General features: G+C 73.3%; 26 protein-coding genes and 1 pseudogene. 16 read left to right on the top strand and 11 right to left on the bottom strand.

Annotation, left to right across the window (positions count from 1 at the left end):
• Positions 1-24 precede the first annotated feature (24 nt).
• The 3 genes from ABZ621_RS27355 to ABZ621_RS27365 form a co-directional block, all read right to left on the bottom strand.
• Positions 25-2,079, bottom strand: a complete 2,055-nt coding sequence (locus ABZ621_RS27355; protein ID WP_360609047.1) for a phosphocholine-specific phospholipase C — start codon at positions 2,077-2,079, stop codon at positions 25-27.
• A gap of 205 nt (positions 2,080-2,284) precedes the next feature.
• Positions 2,285-2,644, bottom strand: coding sequence for a metalloregulator ArsR/SmtB family transcription factor (locus ABZ621_RS27360; protein WP_360609049.1), 360 nt, complete (start codon positions 2,642-2,644; stop codon positions 2,285-2,287).
• A 154-nt stretch (positions 2,645-2,798) separates the two neighbouring features.
• The gene (locus ABZ621_RS27365; RefSeq protein WP_360609051.1) at positions 2,799-3,173 is read right to left on the bottom strand and encodes a hypothetical protein; all 375 of its coding nucleotides are present in this window, start codon (positions 3,171-3,173) and stop codon (positions 2,799-2,801) included.
• A gap of 179 nt (positions 3,174-3,352) precedes the next feature.
• Between ABZ621_RS27365 and ABZ621_RS27370 the strand changes: the two genes are divergently transcribed.
• Positions 3,353-4,021, top strand: coding sequence for a class I SAM-dependent methyltransferase (locus tag ABZ621_RS27370; protein WP_360609053.1), 669 nt, complete (start codon positions 3,353-3,355; stop codon positions 4,019-4,021).
• A gap of 94 nt (positions 4,022-4,115) precedes the next feature.
• Positions 4,116-6,623, top strand: a complete 2,508-nt coding sequence (locus ABZ621_RS27375; RefSeq protein ID WP_360609055.1) for an ADP-ribosyltransferase domain-containing protein — start codon at positions 4,116-4,118, stop codon at positions 6,621-6,623.
• 48 nt (positions 6,624-6,671) lie between these two features.
• Here the strand turns inward: ABZ621_RS27375 and ABZ621_RS27380 are convergent, their stop codons facing one another.
• A complete protein-coding gene (locus tag ABZ621_RS27380) occupies positions 6,672-7,541 on the bottom strand; it encodes an SDR family oxidoreductase (protein ID WP_360609057.1) in 870 nt (289 codons plus the stop codon).
• Between the two features lie 180 nt (positions 7,542-7,721).
• Here ABZ621_RS27380 and ABZ621_RS27385 point away from each other — a divergent pair, with 180 nt between their 5' ends.
• Positions 7,722-8,579, top strand: coding sequence for a helix-turn-helix transcriptional regulator (locus tag ABZ621_RS27385; RefSeq protein WP_360609059.1), 858 nt, complete (start codon positions 7,722-7,724; stop codon positions 8,577-8,579).
• Here ABZ621_RS27385 and ABZ621_RS27390 read toward each other — a convergent pair.
• Positions 8,571-9,407 carry a dienelactone hydrolase family protein gene (locus ABZ621_RS27390; protein WP_360609061.1) on the bottom strand — a complete coding sequence of 279 codons (837 nt, stop codon included), beginning with the start codon at positions 9,405-9,407 and terminating at the stop codon, positions 8,571-8,573. The genes ABZ621_RS27385 and ABZ621_RS27390 overlap by 9 nt on opposite strands.
• Before the next feature lie 130 nt (positions 9,408-9,537).
• Between ABZ621_RS27390 and ABZ621_RS27395 the strand changes: the two genes are divergently transcribed.
• The 6 genes and pseudogenes from ABZ621_RS27395 (at position 9,538) to ABZ621_RS27420 (ending at position 15,400) form a co-directional block, all read left to right on the top strand.
• Positions 9,538-10,530 carry a helix-turn-helix domain-containing protein gene (locus ABZ621_RS27395; RefSeq protein WP_360609063.1) on the top strand — a complete coding sequence of 331 codons (993 nt, stop codon included), beginning with the start codon at positions 9,538-9,540 and terminating at the stop codon, positions 10,528-10,530.
• 370 nt (positions 10,531-10,900) lie between these two features.
• Entirely contained in the window at positions 10,901-11,485 is a 585-nt protein-coding gene (locus ABZ621_RS27400) for a S1 RNA-binding domain-containing protein (RefSeq protein WP_360609065.1), read from the top strand.
• 322 nt (positions 11,486-11,807) lie between these two features.
• The gene (amrS, locus tag ABZ621_RS27405) at positions 11,808-13,244 is read left to right on the top strand and encodes an AmmeMemoRadiSam system radical SAM enzyme (protein WP_360609067.1); all 1,437 of its coding nucleotides are present in this window, start codon (positions 11,808-11,810) and stop codon (positions 13,242-13,244) included.
• A pseudogene (locus ABZ621_RS27410) lies at positions 13,241-13,819 on the top strand (4Fe-4S cluster-binding domain-containing protein); the annotation flags it as partial. The gene amrS and the pseudogene ABZ621_RS27410, both read left to right, overlap by 4 nt.
• 253 nt (positions 13,820-14,072) lie before the next feature.
• The gene (locus ABZ621_RS27415; protein ID WP_360609069.1) at positions 14,073-14,852 is read left to right on the top strand and encodes an SPASM domain-containing protein; all 780 of its coding nucleotides are present in this window, start codon (positions 14,073-14,075) and stop codon (positions 14,850-14,852) included.
• Positions 14,853-15,070: 218 nt separating this feature from the next.
• Positions 15,071-15,400, top strand: a complete 330-nt coding sequence (locus ABZ621_RS27420; RefSeq protein WP_360609071.1) for a WhiB family transcriptional regulator — start codon at positions 15,071-15,073, stop codon at positions 15,398-15,400.
• A gap of 64 nt (positions 15,401-15,464) precedes the next feature.
• Here the strand turns inward: ABZ621_RS27420 and ABZ621_RS27425 are convergent, their stop codons facing one another.
• Positions 15,465-15,983 (bottom strand): GNAT family N-acetyltransferase, encoded by a 519-nt coding sequence (locus tag ABZ621_RS27425; RefSeq protein WP_360609073.1) that lies wholly within the window; start codon positions 15,981-15,983, stop codon positions 15,465-15,467.
• A 31-nt stretch (positions 15,984-16,014) separates the two neighbouring features.
• Here ABZ621_RS27425 and ABZ621_RS27430 point away from each other — a divergent pair, with 31 nt between their 5' ends.
• Positions 16,015-16,185, top strand: coding sequence for a hypothetical protein (locus ABZ621_RS27430; protein ID WP_360609075.1), 171 nt, complete (start codon positions 16,015-16,017; stop codon positions 16,183-16,185).
• 17 nt (positions 16,186-16,202) lie between these two features.
• Here ABZ621_RS27430 and ABZ621_RS27435 read toward each other — a convergent pair whose 3' ends face one another.
• Positions 16,203-16,763 (bottom strand): hypothetical protein, encoded by a 561-nt coding sequence (locus ABZ621_RS27435; RefSeq protein WP_360609077.1) that lies wholly within the window; start codon positions 16,761-16,763, stop codon positions 16,203-16,205.
• A 113-nt stretch (positions 16,764-16,876) separates the two neighbouring features.
• Between ABZ621_RS27435 and ABZ621_RS27440 the strand changes: the two genes are divergently transcribed.
• The gene (locus tag ABZ621_RS27440; protein ID WP_360609079.1) at positions 16,877-17,383 is read left to right on the top strand and encodes a GNAT family N-acetyltransferase; all 507 of its coding nucleotides are present in this window, start codon (positions 16,877-16,879) and stop codon (positions 17,381-17,383) included.
• On the opposite strand, the gene ABZ621_RS27445 is transcribed toward ABZ621_RS27440, so the two are convergent.
• Positions 17,364-17,870: a hypothetical protein gene (locus tag ABZ621_RS27445; protein ID WP_360609081.1), complete on the bottom strand. Its 507-nt coding sequence runs from the start codon at positions 17,868-17,870 to the stop codon at positions 17,364-17,366. The genes ABZ621_RS27440 and ABZ621_RS27445 overlap by 20 nt on opposite strands.
• A 183-nt stretch (positions 17,871-18,053) precedes the next feature.
• Between ABZ621_RS27445 and ABZ621_RS27450 the strand changes: the two genes are divergently transcribed.
• Together ABZ621_RS27450 and ABZ621_RS27455 are read left to right on the top strand one after the other, a co-directional pair.
• Entirely contained in the window at positions 18,054-18,731 is a 678-nt protein-coding gene (locus tag ABZ621_RS27450) for a MerR family transcriptional regulator (RefSeq protein WP_360609083.1), read from the top strand.
• 87 nt (positions 18,732-18,818) lie between these two features.
• Positions 18,819-19,505 (top strand): hypothetical protein, encoded by a 687-nt coding sequence (locus tag ABZ621_RS27455; RefSeq protein ID WP_360609085.1) that lies wholly within the window; start codon positions 18,819-18,821, stop codon positions 19,503-19,505.
• An 18-nt stretch (positions 19,506-19,523) separates the two neighbouring features.
• Here ABZ621_RS27455 and ABZ621_RS27460 read toward each other — a convergent pair whose 3' ends face one another.
• On the bottom strand, positions 19,524-20,258 hold the full coding sequence (locus ABZ621_RS27460) for an SOS response-associated peptidase (protein ID WP_360609087.1): 735 nt from the start codon (positions 20,256-20,258) through the stop codon (positions 19,524-19,526).
• 176 nt (positions 20,259-20,434) lie between these two features.
• Between ABZ621_RS27460 and ABZ621_RS27465 the strand changes: the two genes are divergently transcribed.
• Both ABZ621_RS27465 and ABZ621_RS27470 read left to right on the top strand, forming a co-directional pair.
• Positions 20,435-20,953, top strand: a complete 519-nt coding sequence (locus ABZ621_RS27465) for a hypothetical protein (RefSeq protein ID WP_360609089.1) — start codon at positions 20,435-20,437, stop codon at positions 20,951-20,953.
• A gap of 178 nt (positions 20,954-21,131) precedes the next feature.
• A complete protein-coding gene (locus ABZ621_RS27470) occupies positions 21,132-22,451 on the top strand; it encodes a serine hydrolase domain-containing protein (RefSeq protein WP_360609091.1) in 1,320 nt (439 codons plus the stop codon).
• Between the two features lie 94 nt (positions 22,452-22,545).
• Here ABZ621_RS27470 and ABZ621_RS27475 read toward each other — a convergent pair whose 3' ends face one another.
• Both ABZ621_RS27475 and ABZ621_RS27480 read right to left on the bottom strand, forming a co-directional pair.
• Complete coding sequence (locus ABZ621_RS27475) at positions 22,546-23,685, bottom strand: lytic polysaccharide monooxygenase (protein WP_360609093.1); 1,140 nt, start codon at positions 23,683-23,685, stop codon at positions 22,546-22,548.
• 41 nt (positions 23,686-23,726) lie between these two features.
• The gene (locus ABZ621_RS27480) at positions 23,727-24,878 is read right to left on the bottom strand and encodes a cellulose binding domain-containing protein (RefSeq protein WP_360609095.1); all 1,152 of its coding nucleotides are present in this window, start codon (positions 24,876-24,878) and stop codon (positions 23,727-23,729) included.
• A 355-nt stretch (positions 24,879-25,233) separates the two neighbouring features.
• Here ABZ621_RS27480 and ABZ621_RS27485 point away from each other — a divergent pair, with 355 nt between their 5' ends.
• Positions 25,234-26,442, top strand: coding sequence for a glycosyltransferase (locus ABZ621_RS27485; protein WP_360609220.1), 1,209 nt, complete (start codon positions 25,234-25,236; stop codon positions 26,440-26,442).
• Positions 26,443-26,526 lie beyond the last annotated feature (84 nt).

The raw sequence follows: 26,526 nt of genomic DNA on the forward strand, positions 1-26,526 counted from the left end.
GCGCGCGTGCCGCCCCCCGGCGGGTCAGTAGGTGAGGATGCCCGGGTCCGTCACGCCCTCCGCGCCCGTCTCCACGTGCCCGGCCAGGCGGCGGACGTAGTCGGTGTGGGCGGGCGAGGTGACCGTGACGTCGTACCACCGGCCGGAGTCGGCGAGCGGCACGGTGTGGGTGACGGTCGCGCCGCGGGCCACCGTCAGCGTCTGCGGGCCGCCCGCGTAGGCGTTGACGACGGTCACGGTCGTGGTGGCGCCGGCGTTGGTGAAGGTGAGGCGCAGGGTGCCGGTGGCGGCGTCGTGACGGGCGCTCACCTCCGGGACGGCGGTCTTCCCGGGCGAGCGGAAGCGGCGCAGGAAGCCGTTGGGGCCGTGCACGGTGAGGTCGGTGGTGCCCTTGGAGTACTTGGTGTTCCAGGTGTCCGCGATCGACTTGCCCGCCTCGGTCGTGTACGTCCAGGGGGCGTCGGTGCGGTTCGCGGACGTCACGTAGAACTGGGCGCCGGCGGACGGGCCGCCGCTGAAGGCGAGGCGGAAGGTCCCGGCCGTGGTGTCGGCGGCGCCGTCCACGTACGGGGCGTACTTGAGCGGACGCGTCGGCTTCGCCCCGGGCTCCTGGCGCGGCATCGTGCCGACGGCCGGCGCGGTGGCGGGGAAGTCGGGGTGACGGTCGCGGTCCGGCGGGTAGTAGCCGGCCGTGGACGGCAGCGCGACCGGCTGCGGCTGGCTGCGGCCGAAGTCGAAGGCCGAGGTCAGGTCGCCGCAGACGGCCCGCCGCCAGGGCGAGATCTGCGGCTCCTGGACGCCGAAGCGGCTCTCCATGAAGCGGATGACCGAGGTGTGGTCGAAGGTCTCGGAGCAGGTGTAGCCGCCGGTGGACCACGGGGAGACGACGATCATGGGGACGCGGGGGCCGAGGCCGTAGGGCCCGGCGACGTACCCCGTCTTCCCGGGGAAGTGGTCCAGGGCGGTCGGCGTGGTCGACAGGCCCTGCGCCGCCGAGGCCGGGACGTACGGCGGGACGACGTGGTCGAAGAAGCCGTCGTTCTCGTCGTACGTGATGAACAGCGCCGTACGCGCCCACACGTCAGGGTTCGAGGTCAGCGCGTCCAGGACCTGGGCTATGTACCAGGCGCCGTAGTTCGAGGGCCAGTTGGAGTGCTCGGAGAAGGCCTCGGGGGCGGCGATCCAGGAGACCTGCGGCAGCCGCCCGGCCTGGACGTCGGCGCGCAGCCGGTCGAAGTACCCCTCGCCCGCCTTGGCGTCGGTGCCCGTGCGGGCCTTGTCGTAGAGCGGGTTCCCGGGCTGGGCGTTGCGGTAGGTGTTGAAGTAGAGCAGCGAGTTGTCGCCGTAGTTGCCGCGGTAGGCGTCGTTGATCCAGCCCCAGGAGCCGGCCGCGTTCAGGCCGTCGCCGACGTCCTGGTAGACCCGCCAGGAGATCCCGGCCGCCTCCAGGCGCTCGGGGTACGTCTTCCAGCCGTACCCGGCCTCGGCGTTGTTGAGGACCGGCCCGCCGCCGGTGCCGTCGTTGCCGGTGTGACCCGACCACAGGTAGTAGCGGTTCGGGTCGGTCGAGCCGATGAACGAACAGTGGTACGCGTCGCAGAGGGTGAACGCGTCGGCGAGCGCGTAGTGGAAGGGGATGTCGTCCCGGGTCAGGTGCGCCATCGTCGCCTTGGTCTTGGCCGGAATCCACTGGTCGTAACGCCCGTGGTTGAACGCCTTCTGGCCACCCGCCCAGTCGTGGTTGAGCCCCTGGAGGAACTCCATCCCGAGCTTCGCGCTCTCCGGACGGAAGGGCAGCGTCACCTTGGAGCCGTCGGCCTGGTTCCACACCGACTTCCCGCTCGGCAGCGTCACGGGGCGCGGGTCGCCGAAGCCGCGGACGCCCTTCATCGCTCCGAAGTAATGATCGAAGGAACGATTCTCCTGCATGAGGACGACGATGTGCTCGACGTCCTGGATCGTGCCGGTGGACCCCTGCGCGGGGATCGCCGCGGCCCGGGCGATGGACTCGGAGAGCGCGCTGAACGCGACGGCACCACCTGCGAGCTGAAGGAACCTGCGACGATCGAGATCGGCCATGGGGGAAGCCTCCGGAGGACGAGCGGATACGGGAACCGAGCGCCGGCCGTGGACCGGCGCGGAGCGCCACAAGAAGAGCGCCCGAGAACCACCACCCCACGACCGTCCCGTGACTTCCCGCTGTACGCGTGGAGAAATCCCCCGCGTCCCGGAAGCGCCGGAACCCGCCCCTGGCGCGTGCGCCCCGCGGGCCCGCCCTGTCCGGTCAGCCGTGCGGCGCGGGCGGGGCCGTGGCGCTCTCGGCGTGGCGGAGTTCCGCGAGGAGCTCGCTCTGGCCGACGAGCAGCTCCGTGAGGATGCGGCGCGCTGCCTTGAGGAGGTCGGCGACGTCGCCGCCGGCGAGCGCGTAGCTGACGGTGGCGCCGTCGCGGACGGAGACCACGATCCCCGAGCGGCGCAGGACGGCCAGCTGCTGGCTGAGGTTGGACGGCTCGACGTCGATGTCCTTGAGCAGCTCGCGTACGGGAAGAGGGCCGTACTGGAGCAGTTCCAGGACGCGGATACGGACCGGATGTCCGAGCATGCGGAAGAACTCCGCCTTGGCCTGGTACAGCGGCACCTGCATACGACGACTCTCCCCGACGTTCCGACCTCTGGTGACGGCGCCCATCCTCCCGTGTCCCGGCTTCCGCCCGCCCTCGACTGCATCACTTTCGGATGTGTCGACTTGAAGACTTCTTCAAGTCATGGGCGTGCGGAGCCGGGCATCAGGAGGACGGTTACAGCTCCAGGCCCGCCTCGATCCGCTTCAGCTGGTGCCGCGCCATGGCCAGGTTCGCGCGGCTCTTGTCCAGGACGATGTACAGGAACAGGCCGTTGCCGCCCCGCCCCTTGATCAGCCGGATGAGGTGGTACTGGGTGTCGAGGGTGATCAGGACGTCCTCGATGCCCTCCTCTATGCCCAGCATCTCCATCGCCCGCAGCTTCGCCCGGACGACGTCGGTGTTGCCGGCCGCCGCCACGCTCAGGTCGAGGTCCTTGCCCCCGCCCAGCGTGCCGAGCGCCATGCCGCTCGTGTAGTCGACCAGCGCGGCCCCCACGCTCCCCTCGATGGAGGTCATCGCCTCCTTCAGAGACGTCTCCACACTCACCATCAGTACGTGCTCCCTCGGTTCTCGACATGCCGGCCGGGCGGCAGGCCCCCACGGCCGGGTGGTGCTCACGGACGGACTCCACTAGACACCAAAGACGCCCGGAACGAGGGGCTTTCGCCGGAAGACGATGCCCCGGGCATAGGACAACGCGCCATTTCCGCGCGGTCTATCGTGGGCCGATGACCCCACACCCCATCGACCGCCCGGACGACCTCGACACCGTGCGCGACTCCTACGACCGCGTGGCGGACAACTACGTCGACATGGTGCTGAACACGGGCATCGGCGACATCCGCCAGGACCCCTGGCTCAAGGCCTCCATCGACGCCTTCGCCGACACCGTGCGCGGCCTCGGGCCCGTCCTCGACGTCGGCTGCGGGCCCGGGACGGTGACCGCGTACCTCGCCGAGCGGGGGATCGACGTGTCCGGCGTGGACCTCTCGCCCCGGATGATCGAGCACGCGCGCCGGCTCCACCCGCGGTGCCGCTTCGCCGTCGCCTCCGCCACCGAGCTCGACCTCGCCGAGGCCTCCCTCGGCGGCGTGCTCGGCTGGTGGTCGCTCTTCAACCTCCCCCGCGAGATCCTCCCGCAGGTCCTCGCCCACTTCGCACGGGCGCTGAAGCCCGGCGGACACTTCGTCACCGCCTTCCACGTCGGCGACGGCGACCTGCTGCGCACCGAGGCCTACTTCGGAGTGCCGGTCCGGTGGACGACCCACCGGTGGCAGCCGGAGCAGCTCCTCGCCCTGATCGAGGACGCCGGACTGCGGACGGTCGCCGAACTGCGGCTTCCCGCCGACGCGACGCGCGGCCCCGGCGTGGTCGTCATGGCCCGGCGGGACGCCTGACGGCGGGCTCGCCGACCGCCGTTGTCAGTGGGGCCCACTAGCTTCGGAGGTGCTGCGAGAGAGTCGCACGACACCGTTCCGACAGGGGGCTTCGATGACCGACGGCTGTGTGGACACCGCGCTCAGGGTGGTGCTGACGGATGTCAACGCGGGGGTGGTGCAGGCCTGGCGCGCCGCCTTCGCCGACGTTCCCGGCATCGAGATCCGGCGGGGTTCGATCCTCGACGAGGACGTGGACGCCTGGGTCACGCCGACGAACGCGGCGGGCAGGATGGACGGCGGCGTCGACGCGGCGATCAAGCGCCACCTGGGCGCCGGGATCCAGCTGAGGGTCCGTCAGGCGATCGCCGACCGCTTCGACGGCGGCATGCCGGTCGGCAGCGCGGTGTGCGTCCCCTCGGGGGCGACCGTGCCGCGCTTCGTCATCTCGACGCCGACCATGGTCGCCTCGTCGCAGAACGTGAGCGAGACGCTCAACGTCGCCATGGCCTGCGCCGCCGCCTTCCAGGCCGTCCACCGGCAGAACCGCAAGGCGCCCGGCAGCATCCGCTCGGTGGCGCTCGTCGGCATGGGAGCCCGCACCGGCCGCGTCCCCGCCCGCGTGTGCGCCAACCTGATGTGGACCGGCTACACCCTCTTCCACGACCACTGGTTCCAGGACGACGACGAGCTGCGCGCCACCATCACCGCCCAGCTCTCCGCCATCGACCAGACCTCGCCCACGACCCGGGTACGGATCGTGCCGCCGGGCGGGACACCGGAGCAGTACGCGTCCCCGGCCGTAGGCGCGGGTGGCGGCGGGGCGGCCGCCAAAGGAGCCGTCGGTAAGGGCACCCCTGGCACCGCTGACGGCGCCCAGCCGGCCGCCGCCGGCGCGGCGCACACCTCCGCCACCGCCCACCCCGCAGGCACGACCACCGGGAGCACCGCCGCCATGAGCGACACCACCGCCACACCCTCGCCGCAGCCCGACCCGAACGACCCGCTCGCCCTCGCCGAGCTGTTCACCGGCGGCGGCGAGCCCTGGCTGCCCGTCCTCAAGCCGGTCATCGAGGCCCGCGCGGAGGCCGACCGGTTCATCGGCCCCGGCCGCAGCCCGCAGGTGGTGCCCGTCCGCGAGCTCACCTTCCAGGCGCTCAAGCCGCACCCGGCGCACAAGTGGAAGGTCGTCGTCTTCGGGCAGAACCCCTACCCGAGGCCGGAGAGCGCCACCGGCATCGCCATGTTCGACAACACCTTCAACGACTGGAAGGACAGCCAGTTCGGACGGGTCGTCAGCATCCGCTGCCTCATCAAGGCGGCGGCCATGTGGAAGTACGGCATCGTCAAGAAGACCCCCATCAAGGACATCCGCGCCCTGCTGAAGGAGCGCGAGACCGTCCAGCCGCCCGAGTGGTTCCAGGCGATGCTCACCCAGGGCGTCCTCCTCCTGAACGCCTCGCTGACCGCCAGCGCCGACGGCGCCCTGGCCACCGACCGGCACACCTCGTTCTGGCGGCCCGTCGCCGAGCGGATCGTCGAGGAGATCCTCCGCGCCAAGCAGGAGGCGGAGGACCCGGAGGACCGGGGCGTCGTCTTCGCCTGGTGGGGCGCCCACGCCCGCAGCCTCAAGAAGACCGTGCAGCGCCTGGAGAAGAACTACCCGGGCGTCGAGGTCCGCCACATCGACCACGCCAACCCGGCCGCGCAGGGCGACCTCTTCTGCGACGGCGACCACCTCGCCACCGTGAACGACGCCCTGATGTCCCTCGGCGCCGACCCCGTCGACTGGCTGCCGAGCAAGGGCTGGGACCGGCCCCCGGCGGCCGCCGCCGGCGGTACGGGCTCCACGACGCCGGGCACCGGTACCGGCGGCGCCCCGGACATCGACGTCGCCGCCCGCATGGGCGCCTTCATCACCTCGACGATGGAGCTCCACCAGCTGTACCTGGAGCGGCTCACCAGCGTCCGTGACGAGGGGCACGTCCTGCCCCCGCTCACCGGCGTCTTCGACACCCCGCTGATGCCGTTCGAGGACGCCGTCGCGCCGGTCACCCGGGTGCTGCGCGGCCTCGCCGGACACATCGACCGCTCCCGCGACTTCGGCAAGCGGCGGGCCGACGAGCAGGCCGGCGCGGAGCTCTCCGCCGACGCGATCGCCGCGCTGTACCTCTACACCTGCGAGTCCGGCTTCTACCGGAACATCAACGCCGTTCTCCGCTCCCCGGACCGCCACCGCGTCACGCCGTACCTGCCCTACCTGCGGCTGCTGTTCGCGGCCGTGGAGTCGCTGCCCGCCCGCACCGAGCCCCTGTGGCGCGGCGTCGCCCTCGACCTGCGGGCGCAGTACCCCCTGGGGGAGACGGTCACCTGGTGGGGCGTCTCCTCCTGCACCTCGGAGCTGGGCGTCGCCCGCTCGTTCCTCGGCAGCCGGGGCAAGCGGACCCTGTTCGAGGTGACTCCGGCCCGCGCCGTCGGCATCCGCAGCTTCTCCGCCTTCACCGGCGAGGAGGAGTACATCCTGGCCCCCGGCACCCAGCTGGAGGTCACCGACGTGAAGGCGGAGCGCGGCGGACTGTGCACCGTGAAGCTCAGGGAGGTGGAGACCCGCCTCGTCTCCTGACCGGGCAGGGGGGACGTGCCGGGGGCGGCCGTCCCGGGGAGACGGCGGTCAGCTCGCCTGGCCGGTGGGCATGACGGTGACCTGCTGGAGGTTCACCCGGGGCGGCAGCGAGGCGAGGAAGGCGATGGTGTCGGCGACGTCCTGCGGGGTCAGCCACTCCATCGACCGCCGCGCGTCCGCCAGCCACGCCCGTGCGCCCTCGTCGGTGACGTGGCTCTGCAGCTCGGTCCCGACGATGCCCGGCTCGATCGCCGCCACCCGCACGTTCTTCGGGCCCAGTTCGGTGCGCAGATGCCGGGAGAAGTGCGTGACGTACGCCTTGGTGCCGGAGTAGACGGCGAAGGTGGGGAAGATGTTCTGCGCCGCGATCGACGAGGTGTTGATCAGGTCGGCCACCCCGCGCTCGGCCGCGGCGGCGACCAGCTGCGGCGTGAACGCGCCGGTCACGTTCATCAGACCCGTGATGTTCAGGTCGATCTGCCGCTGCCACTGGTCGGTGGCCAGCTCCTCGATCGGGGCGGGCAGCATGACGCCGGCGTTGTTCAACAGCAGGTCCGCGCCGCCCAGTTCGGCCGCGACACGGTCGGCCGCCGCGCGGACGGCCACCGGGTCCGTGACATCGGCCGCGATCGCCAGCGCCCGGCCGCCGTTCCTCTCGACACGGGCGACGAGCGCGCCGAGCCGCTCGGCCCGCCGGGCCAGCACGACGACGTGCGCGCCGAGCCCGGCCAGCGTCTCGGCGGCCGCCTCGCCGATCCCGCTGGAGGCGCCGGTGACGACGGCGACACGGTCGCGCAGGGGCAGGGCGGCGCCGGGGGCGTGCCGCGCGGCCAGGGAGGCCTGCGGCGCGGCCACGACGGTGTTCCGCGCGGCCACGACGGTGTTCTGCGTGGAGAGGGAGGTGTTCCGCGTGGACATCAGGTGCCGCCTTCCGGAGGAACGAGGAGGAGGGGGAGGTGCCGCGGACTGCTCCCGGCACACCTCAAGAACACCAGCCCGCGACCCCCGCCGGGACGCCCGAGCAGGCCCTGCCGAAACAGGTACCGGCAGGGCCACCCCCGGGCCTCCACCGACCCCGGGACGCCCCACACTGGAACCATGGACCGCAGCAAAGAGATCGCCGACTTCCTCCGGGGCCGCCGTGCCGCGCTCGGTCCGGAGCGGGCCGGGCTCCCGGCCGACGGCCGGGTACGCCGTGTCCCGGGCCTGCGCCGGGACGAGGTGGCCCGCCTGGCCGGGGTCAGCACCGAGTACTACACGCGCCTGGAGCAGGGCCGCGCGGGCAACCCCTCGGCCGAGGTGGTCGCGGCCCTGGCCGAGGCGCTCCGCCTGGACGCCTCCGAGCGCGAGCACCTCTCCGACCTGCTGCTGCCCGCACCGCACACGGCCCGCCGCGCCCCGAACCGGCCCCAGCGGGTCCGCCCCGGCCTGTACCTCATGCTGGAGACGCTCGGCCACGTGCCGGCCTTCATCCTCGGCCGCCGCACCGACGTCCTCGCCGCCAACCACCTCGCCCGGGCCGTCCTCACCGACTTCGACGCCCTCCCCGCCCCCCGGCGCAACCTCGCCCGCTACTACCTCCTGGACCCGAGTGCCCGCGAACGGGTCGGCGACTGGGAACGGATCGCCGCCGAGACCGTGGCCGTGCTGCGCCTGGAGGCCGGCCGCCACCCCGGCGACCGCAGGCTCGCCGACCTGGTCGGCGAACTCACCCTCGGCTGCCCGGAGTTCTCCGCCTGGTGGAACGACCACAAGGTGCTGCGCCGCACCCACGGCGCCAAGTACTACCTCCACCCCGTGGCGGGCGAACTGCACTTCTCCTACGAGTCGTTCCAGGTCCCCGGCGACACCGAGCAGACCCTCTGCGTCTACAACGTCGAACCCGCCTCGGGGACCGCCCGCTCCCTCCGTCTCCTCGCCGACTGGACGACCCAGGCGACGACTCCCTCAGCGTGACGCCTCCCCCGGCGGCGAGAGCCGCTCCGCCAGGAACGCGACGATCTCGTCCCGGGCCCGCACGGTGGGGTGACCGGCGGTGTCCACGAGATGGGCGGTGACGACGCTGTGCGCGCAGCCGACGACATCGCGGAAGAACGGCGGCGGGTCGGGGTTCGCCGCCCCGGCGGGTAGGACCCGCCCGTCGAAGGCCTCGCCGAGCAGCGCGCGGTAGGCGGCGAACCTCCGGCCCGTGCACCAGCGGTCGCCCTCGAAGCGGTAGGCGAGCACCTTCAGCCCGTCGCGCCGGACCCGCTCGGCGACGGCGACCGCGTCCTCCTCGCCCAGTTCGAGCCCCGCCGGGTCGTCGAGCGGAAGCGAGGGATGGTTGACGACGGGCGCGACGACGGCCGGTTCCAGCGTCATGGACAGGGCGAAGTTGCCGGTGAAGCAGAGCCCGACCGCCCCGACCCCGACCCCGCCCCGCTCGGCGTGCGCCACCCGCGCGAGCCCCCGCAGCCAGGCGACCACGGGACTGGTCCCGCCGCCGGCGAACGCCCGGAACTCGGCGCTGACGCAGGCCCGCCGTACGACGGTTTCGGCCGCCTCCGCCAGCGGGTAGGCCCCGTCGACGCCGAACAGCGACGGCACGTACACCGAGAAGCCCGCGTCCCGGATCCACCGGGCGAACCGGGCCACGTCAGGACTGATGCCGGGCATCTCCGGCATCAGGACGACGGCGGGCCCCGCCCCGGTCACGTACACCCGCTTGCCGACGCCCTCGACCTCGACGACCCGGCACGAGAAGTCGTCCAGCGGGTCGTCGAGCCGCTTCTTCCGCTCTGTCATGGCCGCCAGCATGGCGAGCCCCGGCCTTCCCGGGAACGGGCGATACCGCCGATACTCCGGGGTATCCCGCCACCCACCGCCGCTGCCATCGCCACCGTGACCGACCACGGCCCACCGGGAGGACCCGCCCATGAGCCCGCTGCGCGTCAGCGTCCTCGCCTACCCCGGCTGCTTCGCGTCGGAGGTGTACGGCGTCCCCGACCTGCTGACGATGGCCGCGCACGTCACCGCCGCGCGGGGCCGCGCCGAGCCCTCGTACGAGACCTCCGTGGTCTCGCCGCGCCGACGGGTCCTCGCGGCCGGCGGAGCCCGTATCGACGTCGCGGCGGTCCGCCCGGCCGACGTCCTGATCGTCCCCGGCTTCGACCTGCCGCCCGCGCTCGACCCGGACGCGGCGCTCGCGGAGCTCGCCCCGGAACTCGCCACGATCCGGGAGCGGGCCGCCTCGGGAGCGGCCGTGGTGTCCCTCTGCGTCGGCTCCTACCTCCTGGCGGAGGCCGGACTCCTCCACGGCCGGGAGGCGACCACCTCGTGGCTCCACGCGGACCGCTTCGCGCGCCGCTACCCGGAGGTGCGGGTACGCCCGGAGAGCCTGGTGGTCACGGACCGCGGGGTGACGACGACGGCGGCGTTCAGCGCGATGTACGACTTCGCGCTCGGCTTCGTCCGCGACCACGACGGCCCCGGCACCGCCCGGGCCACGGCGCGCGTCGCCCTCCTCGACGACACCCGCTCCTCCCAGTCCCCGTACGTCGACGCGGCCCTCCTCCCGGCGACGGGCCACGCCTTCTCGTCGGCCGTCATGCGCCACCTCGACCAGAACCTCGCCACCCGCTACGACCTGCCGGCCCTCGCCCGGGAGTTCGGCGTCAGCGCCCGCACCCTGCTGCGCCGCTTCGGCGCGGAGACGGGCCGGACGCCCCTCACGTACCTCCACACCGCCCGCGTCCGCAGGGCCCGCCACCTCCTGGAGACCACGGACCGCACCATCGCGACGATCGCCGCGGACGTCGGCTACCGCGACCCCGGCACCTTCTCGGCCGTCTTCACCCGCCACACGGGCCGCCGCCCCAGCGTGTACCGCGCGACGACGGCCACGCCCCCGGCCCCGAACGACCGGTGAGGCCGCGACCCCCGACGCGCGGGAACGCGCCGACGGACACGGCGGGGAGGCAAGGCACTGCGCGGCGACGGCCCCGCGATCTTCCCCCCGGCATCTCCGATCGGCAGGCCAGCGTCCCCGGTCCGGCCCGGGCCGAAGGCCGCCCCCACGGCCGGACACCGAGCCCGCTCCGGTCTGCAGATGATGGATGCTGCCCCCATGCCCGACGAGCCGGTCCGGATCGCGGCGAAGCAGCACCCACCCGACGAGATCCGAAGGAGCTCCAGACCGGACTCCCGCTCACGGGCACGTGCACGCGTCATACGAGGGAGCCTGCCGGAGCGCCGACGGCCCCGGTCCACCGCACGGTGTGGTGTGCCAGGGTGGCGGTATGGATTGGCAGACTGAGAGCCCGGAACTCTGGGCGTTCCTGGAGTCCCTGAACTGCGGCGACATCCTGTCGGGCACCGTCGCGGCGATCGAGCGGTTCGGGGTCTTCGTGGCCCTGGACGACGGACCCGCCCATCCTCTCTTCCCCGGTGTGGGGTTCATCTCCTTCCCCGAACTGTCCTGGCGGTACTTCGCCGACCCCACCGATGTCGTTCAGGTGGGTCAGCGTGTCTCGTGCGAGCTCCTCCAGTTCGACACCTACAACGCGGAGGCGAGACTGTCCTTGAAGGCGCTGGAGCCCGATCCGCTCCGGGCCTTCGCCGACCGCACAGCGGTGGGCCAGGAACTCCTCGGGACGGTGGAGAAGGTGGTCCCCATCGGCATCTTCGTCCACGTCGGGGACGGGATCGTCGGGCTGGTTCCCTTCAGGGAGCCCCATGGCCGCCCGGCAGCGAGTCCGGTGGAGAACGTCGACGCCGGAGACGAGATCGCCGTCGTCGTCACGGAGATCGACCCGCCGAGGCGCCGGGTTCTCCTCTCCAGGCCGCGGCGTGGCCGGCTCGAAGGTGAGGCGCCGGCCACGTGACGGCCGGCGTGCCCGGACCGTGGACGTGACCGGTACGCGGACCTCCGCCCGCACCCCGCCCCCTTCGTCGCCCTGGTCCCGTGAACTCGCCGGCGGCGAAGGCGCGTTCAGAGGCGACGAGTCGCGTCCGTCGATGCCTTGACGGCGGCGAGAGGGCTCGGTCATGCTCGTCGCCAGGCGCTGTGAGGAACGTTCAACAATCCTCAAGCAGCGTAACGGCGGTTCATCGGGCAGATCGTGCCAAGACGCCCGCCTTCCCGACGCCCGCACTCCCCGTACCTCCCCGTCACCTCCCCACCCCTCCTTCGTGGAAGGACCGCACGTGACGAAGACGAACTGGAACAGCGAGGCCCGCCCCGCACGTCTGGAGGAGCGCCTGGACGACGACGTCGTCCGGTGTCACCTCAGTCCCCGCAACTGCCGTATCCGGCCCGGTCAGCACGGCTTCTGCCGGGTGCGGGCGAACCGTGACGGCCGGCTGGTGACCCTGAACTACGGGCGGTCGGTGCACGCCACCGAGGAGACCATCGAGACCGAGGCCGTGTTCCACTACGCGCCCGGCGCCCGGATCCTGTCCATGGGCAACGTCGGCTGCATGCTCAACTGCGACTACTGCCACAACTGGAAGACCTCGCAGGCGCGTCACGTCGAGGACAAGGACGTCCACCGGTACACGCCCGAGGAGGTCGTCGACATCGCCGTCCGGCACGGGATCAAGGTGATCTCCTGGACGTACAACGACCCGGTCGTCTGGCACGAGTTCGTCGTCGAGACGGCCGCGCTCGCGAAGGCCGCGGGCCTCGTGAACCTCTACAAGTCCGCCTTCTTCATCACCGGCGAGGCGATCGACGAACTCCTCCCGGTCATCGACATCTTCTCGGTGTCCATCAAGTCCCTGGACCCGAAGTACTACCGCCGGATCACCAAGGGCTGGCTGGAGCCGGTCCTGGAGGGGACGGAGCGGGTCTTCCGGGCCGGAAAGCACGTCGAGGTCTCGACGCTGATGGTCACCGACCTGAGCGACGACGAGAAGACCGCCCGCGACATGGCGACCTTCGTCGGCGAGCGCCTGAGCCCCGACGTGCCGACGCACTTCGTACGCTTCCACCCCGACTACAAGATGACCGACACCGTCCGGACCCCCGTCGACCGTTTGGAGAAGGCGCGAAACGCCGCGCTGGGCATGGGACTTCGCCATGTCTACCTCGGCAACGTCTACGACACCGAGTCGACGCACACCCGGTGCGGCCGGTGCGGACGGCTCCAGGTCACCCGCTACGGCCTGAACGCCGACCTCGTCGGCCTCGACGCCGACGCCCGCTGCGCCGGCTGCGGCGACGACGCCGGCTTCACCCTCCTCCCGGACTCCCGTCCGCGCGCCCGGCTCCGCGACCTCCCGCCGGGGGAGCCGCTCTCCGTCGCCGGCTTCGACTGGCACGGGGACGTACGGGCCCTCCACTTCCAGCTCCGCAACACCTCCTCCGCACCGCTGCGGGCCTATGCCCGCCGTCACGGCGACACCGGCGCCGACCGGGCGTGGGAGGTCATTGACCTGGCGCCGCACGAGAGCTTCCGCTCCATCGCCGCCAAGAGCACCCCCGGAGAGACGGGCGTGCAGGTCGCCGTGCCGGCGGGCTGCGAGTCCACCCTCCACCAGGTCTTCGACCGGGCCCACTTCCCCACGGTGGAGGCGACGGCCGGCACGCTCAACGCCGACGTCTCCCCGCTGCCCCTCTTCCGCCCGGGCGCGCGACCGTGACCGGGGACCGGAACGACGGCTCCCGGGCGGGAACGCCCGCCCTGCGCCACGGCACGGACTACCGGGTCCTCCCCTTGGGCGACGGCCACGGCGACGGCGACGGCCACGGCGGCACCGGCAACGGCAGCGGCGGCGACAGCTCCGAGACCGCCGCCGTCCTCATCACCGGCAACCACCGCCTCCTGCTCGCCCCCGCCTCCACCGCCCGCCGCCTCGAAGCCGGGGAGGACCACCTCCTGCCGGACGAGCGAGCGGCTTGGGAACGCCTCCGGGCCGAGGCCGGCGTCGGCGACGACACCCACAGGACCCTGCTGGCCGAGAGCGCCCTGTCCGACGGCGCCGACTTCGCGGTCAACGTCAACCTCACCAACGTCTGCAACCTCGCCTGCGCCTACTGCTTCGCGGAAGGCGGCGACTACGGCCGGATCACCGAGGCCATGGGGGAGCATTCGGTCGCCTGGATCTTCGACTTCATCGCGACGCACGCGGCTCCGGGACAGCGCGTCCGCTTCGAGTTCTTCGGCGGCGAACCGCTGGCCAACCTCCCCGTCATCCGGACGATCTGCGAGCGCGCGCGGGGCATCGCGCAGCGGGACGGCACGCGCCTCCTGCACCGCGTCTCCACCAACCTGACGCTCCTGCCCCCCGGGCACCACCGAGCTCTTCCGCGAGTACGGCTTCATCGTCTCCGTCTCGATCGACGGCGGACGCCGGGTCCAGGACGCCAACCGGCCCTCGAAGAACGGCAAGGGCTCGTACGACCGGATCCTGCGCAACCTCCGGCGGGTCCGCGCGGAGTGCGGCGACGCGGTGACGCTCGTCGCGCGGATGACCATCGCGACCGCCGAGCCCCGCCTCAAGGACAGCGTGCGGGACCTCTGGCGCCTCGACCTCTTCGACCACTTCCAGATCTACCCGGGCGTCTACCCGGTCCGCACGGGTACGACGGTCCCCGTCGCGCTCACCCTGGGCGACCGGACGCTCTCCGAACCGCAGGGCGGGATCCGGTACATCAACCACTTCCTCCAGCCGGGCATCGTCGAGCAGTTCAAGGAGTTCCTCGCCGACTACCCCGCCCTCTTCGACCCCGGCAACCGCTTCCAGGGCGTCCTGGAGTACGAGCGGACCGTCCAGATGATCAGCGAGGGCGCGGCGGCCCTCGCCTTCTGCTCCGGCGGCCGCACCTACTACACCCACTCTCCGGACGGCAGCATCAGTCCCTGTCACCGCCTCGTCGGCGACGAGGGCTTCGACGTCGGCACCGGTGACCGGGGCATCACGCGCGAACACCCCGAATGGCGCCGCTCGGTCGACGAGCACCCGGTCTGCGGGGGCTGTTGGGCCCGCTACCTGTGCGGGGGAGGCTGCCGGCAGGAGAACCACGTGGCCACCGGAGACCTGAACACCCTCAACTCCGAGTCCTGTCAGTACCAGTTGATGCTCGCGGAGGAGGTGGTCAAGATGCTGGCGCGTGCCACGGCGGGCTACCGGGACCGCGCCCGTACCCGCTACGACGACCTCTTCGTCTCCTGCGGCCGCCCCGTGGTCCCGAGCGCGCGTGCCGCCGCGCCCGCCGGCGACTACGGCCCCTTCCGGCTCATCTGCTGAGCTTTGGCCACGGATCCGGCCACGGAGGCCGGGGAGACCACGGAGAGTGGCCGGAACTGTGTGCGGTCGTCACCCGTTGGAGCGAAGGACGGGGCGAGGTGTAGACCCGCAGCACATGCCTACGTAGCGTGCCTGATCAACGAGGGCCGACCGACGAGGACCGGTCCGGGGAGATCGACAGCCCGTGGCTCAAGGGGGAGTGCGTGGAAGGTAGTTGGATGGCGTCGGGTCGGTGCAGGGAGGCGGACGCCGAAGACCTGTTCGTCGAGGGGGCGGCCCAGAACCAGGCCAAGGAGCTGTGCGTGGGCTGTCCCGCACGCTCCGAATGCCTCGCGTACGCGCTGGACCGGCGGATCGAGCACGGTGTCTGGGGCGGTATGACGGAGCGCGAGCGCCGCGCCCTCCTGAAGCGCCGCCCCACGGTGCGGGACTGGGCCGGCCTGCTCCAGGCCGCCCGCCGCGAATACGCCGCGGGTGCGGGTGTGAGCGCGGGTGCGGGCGCAGGTGCGGGCCTGGTGGCGGCATCGGCGGCGCGCCGATCCGCCTGAGACCGAGCGGACGGACGGACGGGCGGACCGGCGGACCGGCGGTCGGACGGCCGAGGCGGGTGCGTCACGCGCGGGGCAGGTCGAGGATCCAGTTCTGGCCGACGAGGTCATGGCCGAAGCTGTGGTGGGGTTCCTCGTCGGCGAGGGTGAAGCCGAAGGCCTGGTAGATCCTGCGGGCCGAGACCAGGACGTCGTTGGTCCACAGGGTCACCCGCTCGTACCCCGCCTCGCGGGCGAAGGCCAGACACTCCGCGACAAGCCGGGTCCCGAGGCCGTGCCCCCGCCCCTCCGGCGTCACCAGGAGGAGCCGCAGCTTGGCCAGACCCGGCCGTCCGCCGTCGACCAGGAAGACGCAGCCCACACGCCGGCCGTCGGTCTCGGCGATCCAGGCGGCCTCCCGGGCGGGATCGTGGCGCGTCCCGTAGTCGGCGACGATCCGGGCGACCAGGACCTCGAAGTCGGTGTCCCAGCCGAACTGCTCGTCGTAGCCCTCGCCGTGGGCCATCACGACCCACCCCAGGTCGCCGGGGCGGTCCGCGCGACGCACGACCACCCGTCCCTCTTCCTGACGCACCGTGACCATCCTCCCGTAGGGAAACACCCGTTGCGGTTACGTGAGGTCAGCCACGTGTCCCAGGAAGCTCCCGCTCCGTCCGCCCGCCGAGGCCATCGGCTCCAGCCCACGGGTCCTGCCGGCCCCCTGCGGACGCGACACCGACCGGGGCGCGCCCCTCCGCACCCTGACCCTGGCCGTCCTCCGGGGCGCCCTGCTCCGCGTCGTCTGACGATGCGTCGGTCGGCGTCAGGCCGCCGGAAGGCCGCCGCGTCCGGTGCGGCCGACGCCGCGCGGCGAGAACGTCATCGGGCCGATCCATCCGTGGCGGACGAGGGCCACCTGCGACGGCAGCGGCGTCACCGGGTCCACCGCCCTCCCGCGCGCCCAGTTCGCGAACAGCCCCTCGGTCGTCGCCACGGCGGACACCACCATCGTCACCCTGACGTCCCCGTCCCGGTCCCAGGTGTTCCACAGCGCCCAGCCCTCCTCCCGGGGCTCGACCCCGATCCGCGCGCACACCGCCTCGTACGACTCGTCCACCCCGGCCGGCATGACCCCGGGCTTCAGGACCGAGGCGCCGACGAGGCGGACCGGCGGCCGGTCCTCCTCCAGGCAGCCGTCGCCTTCGAAGTGGTAGTGGCGCAGCGCCCGGGCGAGCGCGTTGACGCTGCGCTGGAGGGGTGTCGCCTCCTCCGGGTCGCCCCGGTGCGAGAGCCAGCCCTCGGCGGAGGCCTCCAGGGTGACGCGGTGGGCGAGGCGTTCGATCTCCCGGAGGTGGTCCGGCTCCGTCGGCTCGGGTGCGGTCATGGCCCGGAGTCTCGCATCGGGGCTGCCGGAGGGGACACCGGATAAGGGGAGGCGGCGCCGGGCGGGGAGACGGCGCCGAGTGATCGGGCGGGGGCGTGGGGCAGAGTGGGGGCATGGGTACTTACGAGACGATGGCGTTCCATCTGGAGACCGAGCGGCTGGTCCTGCGTCCGTGGGCCGAGTCGGACGCCGACTGGTTCCGTGCTCTCCTCGACGAACGCGGCACGGACACGTTCACCGTCGAGCGCGCCCGGGCCGGGATCGTGAAGCTGCTGGCCGAGACGGAGACCACGGGCTTCGCCCTGCTGCCGATCCAGCGGCGCGAGGAGGGGGACGTCATCGGTTACTGCGGGCTGATCGTCGGGCGGGCCTCCGTGGAGGAGCCGGAGATCGCGTACGAGCTGTTCCGGCACGCGCACGGCCAGGGCTACGCCACGGAGGCGGCCCGGGCCGTGCTCGACGCGGCGGCCGCCACCGGGCGGAAGCGGCTCTGGTCGACCGTCGGCGCGTGGAACGCGCCGTCCCTCCGCGTCCTGGAGAAGCTCGACTTCGCGCGCGACCGCGTCTCCCGGGAGGAGGGCGCGGGCGAGGTCGTGTGGCTCACCCGCGCCCTGCGGTGACGCGTACCCGGCGGACGCCCTGGGGAACGTACGCCGCCCAGAGCGCTATCGCGATGAACAGCAGCTGCTCCGGGATCCGGAACCAGAGCGGCGTCGCCGGTTCGCCGTTGAAGTCGATGCCGGAGACGGCCGCGTGGACGTTGGCCGGGAGCATCAGGACGAACAGCACGGCGAGGCCGACGCCGGCTGCCGGGCGGGTCGCCTCTCTGACCAGCCCCGCCGCGCCGGCGAGCTCCAGGACGCCGGTCGCGTAGACCGCGAAGCGGGGGAACGGCACGAACGACGGGACCATCGCGACCAGGTCCTGATGGCCGGGCATCGGGCCGAGGGCCGACGGGGCGAAGTGGGCGCTCGCCGTGAAGACCAGCATCATCGCGAGGCCGTGCAGCGTGGAGACCCGCCAGGTCGCGAACCGCCCGACGCCCAGGGCGCCGAGCAGCCGGAACAGCAGGGTGGGGACGGCGAGGAGCATGAGGGTGCCGAACATGGGAGGGGTGTCCTTCCGGTGGAGGGTGTTCGGGCGGAGCTCGGGAAGGTGAGGAACTCGGTGCTCAGGTGCTCAGGTGCTCAGGTGCTCGGGGCGTGCGTGGCCGTCGCGGGCCGCGGTGCCGTGACCGTCACAGAGTAGATAATAGCGCTATCCATTATCCGTTATCGAGGGGAAGAGCCGATGAAGGTCTCCGAGCTGAGCCGCCGCACCGGCGTGCAGGTGCCACTGATCAAGTACTACCTGCGTGAGGGGATGCTCCCCCCGGGCCGCGCCACCGCCGCCAACCAGGCCGACTACGGCGAGGACCACGTCCGCCGCCTCCGGCTGATCCGCACCCTCATCGGGACGCGCGGGCTGTCGGCCGGCGCGACGAAGGAGATCCTCGACGCGATCACCGCCGGACAGGAGGACCTGCACCAGGTCCTCGGCATCGTGCTGGGCGTCCGTCCGGCGAAGGGCGCGGGGCCCGAACCGGCGGCGGACCCGGCGCAGGGCCCGGACGAGAACCCGGAAGGGCTCGCCGAGGCGCGCGGCCTGATCGACGCGATGGGCTGGGACGTCTCCCCGGGCAATCCCGCCACGCGCACCCTCGCCGAGGTCCTCGCCGCCCTCGACCACCTCGGCGCGGGCGTCGACTGGCACAGCCTCCTGCCGTACGCCCGCCTCGCCGACGACATGGCCGAGCTGGACCTGCGGCAGCTGGACGGCGGGGACGACCCCCTGGCCCAGGCGGAGAGGGCCGTCCTCGTCACCGTCCTCCTCGAACCGGCCCTGCTCGCACTGCGGCGGCTGGCCCAGGAGGACAAGTCCTCCCGGCTCTTCGGCGGCGCCCACGCCGACGGCACGGACGAGGCGTAGGCCGTGCGGCCGACCCGTTCGGCCGACCGCCTGCCACCACCGCGCTCCCGGCTCGTTGAGCGCGGTGTGAACACCATCGACACCATCATGCGCGGACGCACGTGCGTCCTGGTCGCGGCCGGCGCCCTCACGCTGGGCCTCTCGGGCCTCTCCGGTGTGGCGAGCGCCGGGGTGGCGGGTGCGACGGCAGGCACGGCGGACGGTGCCTGCCGGGCCGAGGCGGAGATCTTCGCGACCGACAACACCGCGATCATCACGGATCCGGCCGATCCCCGCCTCGACACCCGCCTCGTCCGCTTCGACCACGAGGTACGCCGCATCCTCCGCGCCCACGGGACGCGGCCCGGCGCCTCCACGCTCCTGGAAGGGGTCTTCTGGTCGTCGGACCTCCAGCGGGCCACGTACGAGCGCTCGCGCGAGTTCGACGTCGACGGGGTCGGCCGCGACGGGCTCCGGCACGTCGCCGGCGTCATCGCCAAGCGGTACCGGCAGGAATCGGTGCTCACCTTCCGCTGCCTGCCGAGGACGGACCCGGAGACGGACGCGGTGCGGATCCAGGCCGACGGCGTCACCTCGACCCGTCTGCACGACGCGCTCCTCGCCGACCCCCAGGCGCGCGAACGGCTCGGCGGCGGCTCGACCACCCTCGACGACCAGCTGATCCTCGTGGCCCCGCTCGCCGATCTGGCGCTGGCCCGGAAGTTCACGAAGGACCTGGGCGTCGACTGGAACTCCGTCGAGACGCGGTACGGCGACGAGGAGTTCGTCGGCTGACCGCCGCCCCGCCCGGGGTCAGCCCGGGGCGTCCAGCAGGTGGGGGCCGTCGTTGCGGACGTTGTTCACGGCGGGGGAGACCGCTCTGGCGTCGAGGTGCCCGTCGGCGGGCTGGGTGAGCATCGCGCGCAGGTCGCCGGTGTCCTGGTGGTGCGGGTCGAGCCAGGCGTCGTAGTGGTCGGGGGAGAGGGCGAGCGGCATGCGGGGGTGGACGCGGCCGGCGGCGTCGGTGGCCTCGGTCGTGATGATCGTGCAGGTGATCAGCCAGGCGGCCGCGTCGTCGTCGGCGGCGACGTCGGGGTCGCGCCAGAACTCGTACAGGCCCGCCATGGCCATCGGGCCGCCGTCGGCCGGGTGGATGAAGTAGGGCTGCTTGCGGGTCCTGCCCGTCGTCTCGTCCTTCACCGGGTCCCACTCGTAGAAGCCGTCGGCGGGCAGCAGGCAGCGGCGCTTGGCGAAGGCGCGGCGGTAGGCGGGCTTCTCGTGCACGGTCTCGACCCGGGCGTTGATCATGCGGGCCCCCGATCCGGGGTCCTTCGACCACGACGGCACCAGCCCCCAGCGCAGGGTCCGCAGCTCGCGGCGCACCTCTCCGCCGCCGTCCCGCCCGGCCCGCTCCAGGACGGCGTACACCTGGTCGGTGGGCGCGACGTTCCAGCTGGGCTCCAGCGTCTCCTCCGGCTGCCAGTCGGTCACCTGGAAGAGCCGGGTCAGCTCCTGGGGGCTGCGGGTGGAAGCGTAACGGCCGCACATACGACCACTCTCCCACCACCACCGCGCCCCGGGCCGCTCCCGCGCCGCCCGCCGGTCCGCCCGTGCGGCCGGCCGTACCCCGCTCGGCCCCGTCCGGCGGTACGGGGGCCGAGCGGGGCACGCCACCGCCCCTTCCCCACTTCCCTTACGTGCCACGGGTGTTGGAGGATTCCCGCATGAATCCCCATGCTCCCGAGCCGACCGCCGACGCGGCGGCCACGTACCTGACGGCCCTCCGGGAACGGCTGGCCGGAGACGGCTGCACGGTGACCACGCCGGAGTGGAACGGCCACCGGGTGGTGACCGGCTCCCGCGCCGACCGGAAGGCGCGGTGGTTCGGGACCAAGACCGAACTGTTCGTCTTCGCGGCCGCCGTGCCCGAGGTCGACGCCGGCGACCTGGCCGGGTTCACCACCTGGGCCATGAGCTACGCGAAGAGCCTGCGGAGCGGCATACCCGGCGCCCGCAACGCGGCCACCGTGCTGCCCGCCCTGGTGAGCACGCGCGTCCGGCCCGAGGCGGCGCGGTGGGCCGCCGAGGACGCCCGGATCCTCGGCACGACGCTGATCGCCCGGCCCCTGACGGTCGAGACCGCACCCGGCGGGGTGCGGACGACGATGTACCGGGGGCAGGTGCAATGGGGAGGCCTGTTCACGCGGCACGTGCTGGAGAAGGCCGCCCTGTACTTCCCCTGAGACCCGTCCGAGCCCGTACACCCCCGATCGGCCCAGGCGCGGGACGTGCCGGAGCCTCCTGCCGGGGGATCCGCACGCCCGGGTGGCGCAGCCCCGGCCGACGGCCCCGGAGCCGTGGGCCGAAGCTGGACGGGCCGGTGCGCCGCACCCGGCCGCCGGCCCGTCCAGGAGGTCACGCATGCCCCGTTCCGCCCCCGCCCGCCGCCCGCACCGTGCGTACCGCCCACGCCGGGCGGCCGTCGCCGCGCTGCTCCTCGCCGCCGCGCTGACCGCCCCCGCCCTTCCGTACGCGACGGCCGGCGAGCGGTCCCCCTCCGGGACGTACGGCTACGGCGGCGCAAGCGGCGGCGGGAAGGAGAGCGCCGAGGACCGGGAGCTGCGCCGCGCCCTCGCCGAGCTCGTCGCCGCCCCCGGCGGGCCGCCCGGCGCGATCGCCGTCCTCACCCGCGACGGCGAACGCCGCGTCTACCGTGCCGGAACCGCCGAACTCGCCGGTCCTCCGAGGACCGGTACCGGCACGAAGGCCGGGACCGACAGCTCCCGGCCGCCCCGCGCGGACGACCACATGCGGATCGCGAGCGCCGCCAAGGCGTTCAGCGGGGCCGTCTCCCTCGCCCTGGTGGACCGGGGCGCGCTCGCCCTCGACGACACCCTGGGGCAGCGGCTGCCGCACCTGCCGGAGGCCTGGCACGCCGTCACCCTGCGCCAGCTGCTCCAGCACACCAGCGGCCTGCCCGACTTCAGCCGCAGCCCGCGCTTCCAGGCGATCGTCCGCGCCGATCCGCGCCACCGCTTCGACTCCCGGCGCCTCCTGGAGTTCGTCGCGGGCGAGGGCCTCGCCTTCCCGCCGGGCAGCCGCTACGCCTACTCCAACTCGGACAACATCGCCGTCGCCCTGATGGCCGAACAGGCCACCGGCCGGCGCTACGAGGACCTGCTGCGGGAGCTGGTGTACCGCCCGCTCGACCTCCGCGACACCAGCCTCCCCTCCGGGTTCCGGCTGCCGCGCCCCTTCCTCCACGGCTACGACACGACGCCCGGCGAACCGCCCGAGGACGTCAGCGAGGCGATCAGCGCCTCCGGCGCGTGGGCCTCGGGCGGGATCGTGTCCACCCCGGCCGACCTGAACACCTTCATCGGCGGCTACGCCGGGCCCGCCCTGCTGTCGCCGCGCACCCGCCACGCCCAGCAGCGGTTCGTGCCCGGGGCGTCCGAGCCCGCGGGCCCCGGCGAGAACGCCGCCGGGCTCGCCCTCTTCCGGTACGAGACCCGCTGCGGCACCGTCTACGGCCACACCGGGAACACCCCGGGCTACACCCAGTTCGCCGCCGCCACCCGTGACGGCCGCCGCGCCGTCACGGTCTCCGTCACGAGCCAGGTCACGCGCGACCCGGCGCTGCTCGCCCGCCTGCGCGCGACGGAGGAGCGTTTCGTCTGCGCCCTCCTGGACGGAGGAGGCGAGGGGCCGCACGGCGGGTACGGCGACCCCGACGCCTGACCGGGAGGACGGGAAGGATCGAGGGGCCGCCCCCCGCGGCGCGTCACGGGAGACAGCCCCTTGTCCCTTCCTCAGAGGCGAGGACCGACGACGGTCACGGTGTGACGCAGACGACGGATCCGACCGGGTGGTCGTTCCCGGTCGACGTCGCGGTGAAGCCGAAGGTCACGCTGCCGTCCGCGGGGATGGTCCGGTTGTAGTCGACGTTCCCGACGGTGACCGTGCCGTCGGTTCCGGTGGTCAGGGCGCCGTTCCACAGGTTGCTGATCCGGGTGCCGGCGCCCGGTGTCCAGCGCACCGCCCAGCCGTCGCGCGCCGTCGTGGCGTGGTTCATCACCTCGACGGAAGCCTGGAAGCCGCTGGCCCAGGCGTTGACCACGGTGTAGACGGCCATGCAGCCGGTGTGCGGGTCGGTCGGAGTCGGCGTCGGGGTCGGCTCCGTGGGGGTGGGAGTGGGAGTGGGGGTCGGCGTAGGAGTCGGAGTGGGGGTGGGGGTGGGCGTCGGGGTGCTGCCCGAGCCTCGGATGCCGGTCACCTCGCCGTTGCCGCCGTCGAAGACGATGTCGGAGCAGGAGAAGAAGTTCTCCTGGCTGTCCGAGCGGACCCACTGGATGAAGAGCACCGCGTCACCCGAGCGTCCCGAAGGCAGCGCGAGGTCCCAGTAGTAGTGTCCGCCGTCCGTGCCCGGGGAGCCCGTCTGCGGCGGGTCGGTGACGGTCTGGATCAACTCCAGGTCGTCCCAGCCGAGTTCAGTCGTGGGGGAGTAGCCGGGCTTGGAGAGGTACACCCGGAAGGAGCCCGGGTGCGCGGCCCAGTTGCTGTGCTTGACCTGGATCGTGCGCCCGGAGGTCAGATGCGTGCGGGGCCAGTCGGCGCGGGCCGCGTTGTAGCCGGTGAAGTCGTACGGCGAGCGGTCGCCGGCGCTGCACAGGGTGCCGTCGGGGACGTAACCGGCGCCGCGTCCGCCCGCGTTGGAGTCGAGGACGGCGAACCAGTTGTACAGCGAGTTCGGTCCGCTCTCGGCGAGCGCCGCCTCGCACGCGGGGTTGGTCGGGTCGAGGCTGCCGGTGCCGGTCCTGGCGTCCAGCCAGCAGAGGTACGTGCGTGATCCGGGTGTCATGGTGACGCCGTGCGCCTGTGCGCTGCCCTGGCCCAGCAGGGTCAGGCCGATTCCGGCGAGCAGGGTCGCGAGCACCGCCGCGAGGGAGGCGAGTCGCTTCTTGCGTCCAGCCATCGTGTCTCCTGTACGTGTGTGGGGGAGGCTCGCGCCTCGGGTCACGAGCAGGGCACCCCGCCGAGGGCGAATCCGGACGGCGGGGCGAACGTGCCGCTGTACGTCCCCTGGAAGCCGAAGGACTGGCTGCCCCCGGCCGGGATCCGTGCGTTGTGGGCGAGGGCGGTCGCCGTCACCGCGCCGGTGGACGGGGAGACGGCGGCGTTCCAGGACTGGGTGATCCGGTGGCCGGCCGGGAGGGTGAAGGCCAGGTTCCAGGGCTCGACGGCCGTCGCGCCGGTGTTGGCGACGGTGACGTCCGCGGTGAAGCCGCCGGTCCAGACGTTCGGCGTGACCGTGACCCGGCAGGCCGTCGTGGGGCCCGGCTCACCGGGGCCGGGCTCTTCCGGGCCCGGCTCCTCCGGGCCGGTGGGCGGGGTGCCGAGGTTCACGGCCGAGGAGAAGGAGTGCACGGCGAGCCCGGCGCCGTTCTGCCAGGGTTCGAAGCCGGCCTGGACGCTCGTCAGGTACCAGTCGTTGCGGGCCATGCCCCGGGAGACGGTCTCCCGGACGAAGTCCATGACGTCGAAGTTCCACTCCGCGAGGGCGGACGGGGCGACGAAGGAGATGACGTCGTTGGAGCCGTTGCCGCCCGTCCACACCTGCCACGACCGCCCGCCGACGGTCGCGGTGCCGACCGGCGAGCCGATCGGCTGGACCGGGCCGTTCTTGTGGAACCAGATCATGATCTCGGTCCGGTTCACCCCGTCGGTCCGGGGCGTCGGGTCCAGCCAGATGTCGTACGAGGCGTTGTAGACGGCGTCGCCGACGAAGCCGTACGAGATGGAGCTCGGGGCCCCGGCGATGCCGTCGACGCGCGCGGGGAGGGCTGTGCCGGGCGAACAGCGCGTGTAGTGACAGCCGTTGAAGAGCGACGGGTACGCCTTCGGCGGGCCGTCGGTCGGCACGGAGCCGTCGGCGCGGGTCAGCCGGAAGCCCGTGTCGGTGGCCGTGACGCACTGGGTCGCGCCGGTGCCCCAGCGGTTGTTCTGGACGATGTACCGGCCCTGGACGGTGGCCGTGCCGTACTGCTCGCAGACCAGGGTGTCGGCCGTGGCCGCCGGCGCGGTGCCCACGAGCATCGCCACGACGGTGGCGAAGGCGAGGAGCAGCGCGCCGAGTGCGGCACGGAGGCGATGGGGGGACGCTCGCACGGGGGACCTCCTGGGGAGGGGAGACCGGTCAGGGGGGGCGGACGGACCGCAGGGGAGGTTCCCGGAAGATACGGGTTTCGGACGATTGGGAGCGCTCCCACGCGACGGTGCTGGACGCACTGTAGGAGCCGGAGGCGTGCCTGACAACCCGTCGGGCGCGAAGCGGGAGGGCCGGGTTCGTGGGCGGCGGGCCGGTGGCCCCCGAGGCCCGCGTCGCCTGCCCGGACCCGCTGATCGGGCTCGCCGACGGCCTGGCGCGCTTCCGGCGGCTCCGCGGACCGGCCCGGTACGGTCCCGAGCCTGCTCGTGTCCCGCCCGCCGGTGGGGCACACTGGCGGGCGTGCGCATCGTGATGATGACGGCGGGTTCGCGGGGCGACGTCGCGCCGTACACGGGTCTGGGCGCCGGTCTCGTACGGGCCGGACACGAGGTGACGCTGGCCGCGCACGCGGTGTTCGAGCCGCTGGTGGCGGGGTCGGGGGTGCGGTTCCGTCCGCTGCCCGTGGACCCGCGCGCCGAGCTGCACTCCGCGCGGGGCCGGCGGCTGCACGACGCGCGCACCGGCGCGGGGAAGCTCGTACGGCTGGCGTCCATGGCCCGCGGAGCGGTCGACGAGATGACCGCCGCCCTGGTGGGGGTCGCCCGGGAGGGTGAAGTCCTGCTGGTCGGCGGGGCGTTGGGGCCGCTCGGGTACGCCATCGCCGAGGGCCTGTCCGTGCCCGCCCTGGGGCTGCACCTCCAGCCGTTGCACCCGACCGCCGAGTTCCCCGCCCCGGTCCTGGGCACGCGCTCCCTGGGCGCGGTGGGGAACCGGCTGAGCGGACGGGCCGTCATGACGTCGGTGGAGCTGATGTTCCACGACGCCGTACGGTCGCTGCCGCGGCGGTACGGGCTCGCCGGGACCCGGGTGCGCCGGGCGCGGCCGGTGCTGCACGGCTACAGCGAGCTCGTCGTCCCCCGGCCCCGGGACTGGCCCGCCGGCCTGGAGATCTCCGGCTACTGGTGGCCGCACGAGACCGGGACCGGGCGGCTGCCCCGGGAGCTGGAGGACTTCCTCGCCGCCGGCCCCCCGCCGGTCTTCGTCGGGCTCGGCAGTGCCACCGTGCCCGATCCCGAGCGGGTGAGCGGCGAGATCGTCGCGGCGCTGCGCGCGGCGAAGGTGCGCGGGGTCGTGCAGAGGGGCTGGGCCGGGCTGGCCGCCCGGGGCGACGACATCCTGACCGTCGACGAGGTGCCGCACTCCCTGTTGTTCCCGCGCACGGCCGCCGTCGTCCACCACGCGGGGGCGGGTACGACCGGCGCCGTCCTGCGGGCCGGGGTGCCGACCGTGCCGGTGCCGGTCCAGTTCGACGCGGCGTTCTGGGCGTCCCGCCTGACCGCCCTGGGCACCGCCCCCGGGGCCGTACCCCTGCGCCGTCTCACCGCCGAGACCCTGGCGCCTGCCCTGCGCAGCGCGACGGGGGACCCGTCGCACCGGGCCCGGGCCCGTGCCCTGGCCGACCGTCTGGCCACGGAGGACGGCGTGGCGCCGGTCCTCGCCGCACTCGCGCGGCTGACCCGCTGACCCGCTGACCACGCGCCGGCCGGCCCGCGCCCCTCCCCTGGGGCCGGGCCGGCCGGGCGTTGTCCGGCCGGACAACGGGGGCGG

Origin of the sequence: Streptomyces sp. NPDC007863 (assembly GCF_040633895.1) — a bacterium.
Classification (GTDB): domain Bacteria; phylum Actinomycetota; class Actinomycetes; order Streptomycetales; family Streptomycetaceae; genus Streptomyces.

Bases quoted from the DNA above. Each gene is read 5' to 3' on its own strand.
- ABZ621_RS27355 (WP_360609047.1), bottom strand. From the start codon at position 2,079: ATGGCCGATCTCGATCGTCGCAGGTTCCTTCAGCTCGCAGGTGGTGCC.
- ABZ621_RS27360 (WP_360609049.1), bottom strand. From the start codon at position 2,644: ATGCAGGTGCCGCTGTACCAGGCCAAGGCGGAGTTCTTCCGCATGCTC.
- ABZ621_RS27365 (WP_360609051.1), bottom strand. From the start codon at position 3,173: ATGGTGAGTGTGGAGACGTCTCTGAAGGAGGCGATGACCTCCATCGAG.
- ABZ621_RS27370 (WP_360609053.1), top strand. From the start codon at position 3,353: ATGACCCCACACCCCATCGACCGCCCGGACGACCTCGACACCGTGCGC.
- ABZ621_RS27375 (WP_360609055.1), top strand. From the start codon at position 4,116: ATGACCGACGGCTGTGTGGACACCGCGCTCAGGGTGGTGCTGACGGAT.
- ABZ621_RS27380 (WP_360609057.1), bottom strand. From the start codon at position 7,541: ATGTCCACGCGGAACACCTCCCTCTCCACGCAGAACACCGTCGTGGCC.
- ABZ621_RS27385 (WP_360609059.1), top strand. From the start codon at position 7,722: ATGGACCGCAGCAAAGAGATCGCCGACTTCCTCCGGGGCCGCCGTGCC.
- ABZ621_RS27390 (WP_360609061.1), bottom strand. From the start codon at position 9,407: ATGACAGAGCGGAAGAAGCGGCTCGACGACCCGCTGGACGACTTCTCG.
- ABZ621_RS27395 (WP_360609063.1), top strand. From the start codon at position 9,538: ATGAGCCCGCTGCGCGTCAGCGTCCTCGCCTACCCCGGCTGCTTCGCG.
- ABZ621_RS27400 (WP_360609065.1), top strand. From the start codon at position 10,901: ATGGATTGGCAGACTGAGAGCCCGGAACTCTGGGCGTTCCTGGAGTCC.
- ABZ621_RS27415 (WP_360609069.1), top strand. From the start codon at position 14,073: ATGACCATCGCGACCGCCGAGCCCCGCCTCAAGGACAGCGTGCGGGAC.
- ABZ621_RS27420 (WP_360609071.1), top strand. From the start codon at position 15,071: ATGGCGTCGGGTCGGTGCAGGGAGGCGGACGCCGAAGACCTGTTCGTC.
- ABZ621_RS27425 (WP_360609073.1), bottom strand. From the start codon at position 15,983: ATGGTCACGGTGCGTCAGGAAGAGGGACGGGTGGTCGTGCGTCGCGCG.
- ABZ621_RS27435 (WP_360609077.1), bottom strand. From the start codon at position 16,763: ATGACCGCACCCGAGCCGACGGAGCCGGACCACCTCCGGGAGATCGAA.
- ABZ621_RS27440 (WP_360609079.1), top strand. From the start codon at position 16,877: ATGGGTACTTACGAGACGATGGCGTTCCATCTGGAGACCGAGCGGCTG.
- ABZ621_RS27445 (WP_360609081.1), bottom strand. From the start codon at position 17,870: ATGTTCGGCACCCTCATGCTCCTCGCCGTCCCCACCCTGCTGTTCCGG.
- ABZ621_RS27450 (WP_360609083.1), top strand. From the start codon at position 18,054: ATGAAGGTCTCCGAGCTGAGCCGCCGCACCGGCGTGCAGGTGCCACTG.
- ABZ621_RS27455 (WP_360609085.1), top strand. From the start codon at position 18,819: ATGCGCGGACGCACGTGCGTCCTGGTCGCGGCCGGCGCCCTCACGCTG.
- ABZ621_RS27460 (WP_360609087.1), bottom strand. From the start codon at position 20,258: ATGTGCGGCCGTTACGCTTCCACCCGCAGCCCCCAGGAGCTGACCCGG.
- ABZ621_RS27465 (WP_360609089.1), top strand. From the start codon at position 20,435: ATGAATCCCCATGCTCCCGAGCCGACCGCCGACGCGGCGGCCACGTAC.
- ABZ621_RS27470 (WP_360609091.1), top strand. From the start codon at position 21,132: ATGCCCCGTTCCGCCCCCGCCCGCCGCCCGCACCGTGCGTACCGCCCA.
- ABZ621_RS27475 (WP_360609093.1), bottom strand. From the start codon at position 23,685: ATGGCTGGACGCAAGAAGCGACTCGCCTCCCTCGCGGCGGTGCTCGCG.
- ABZ621_RS27485 (WP_360609220.1), top strand. From the start codon at position 25,234: ATGACGGCGGGTTCGCGGGGCGACGTCGCGCCGTACACGGGTCTGGGC.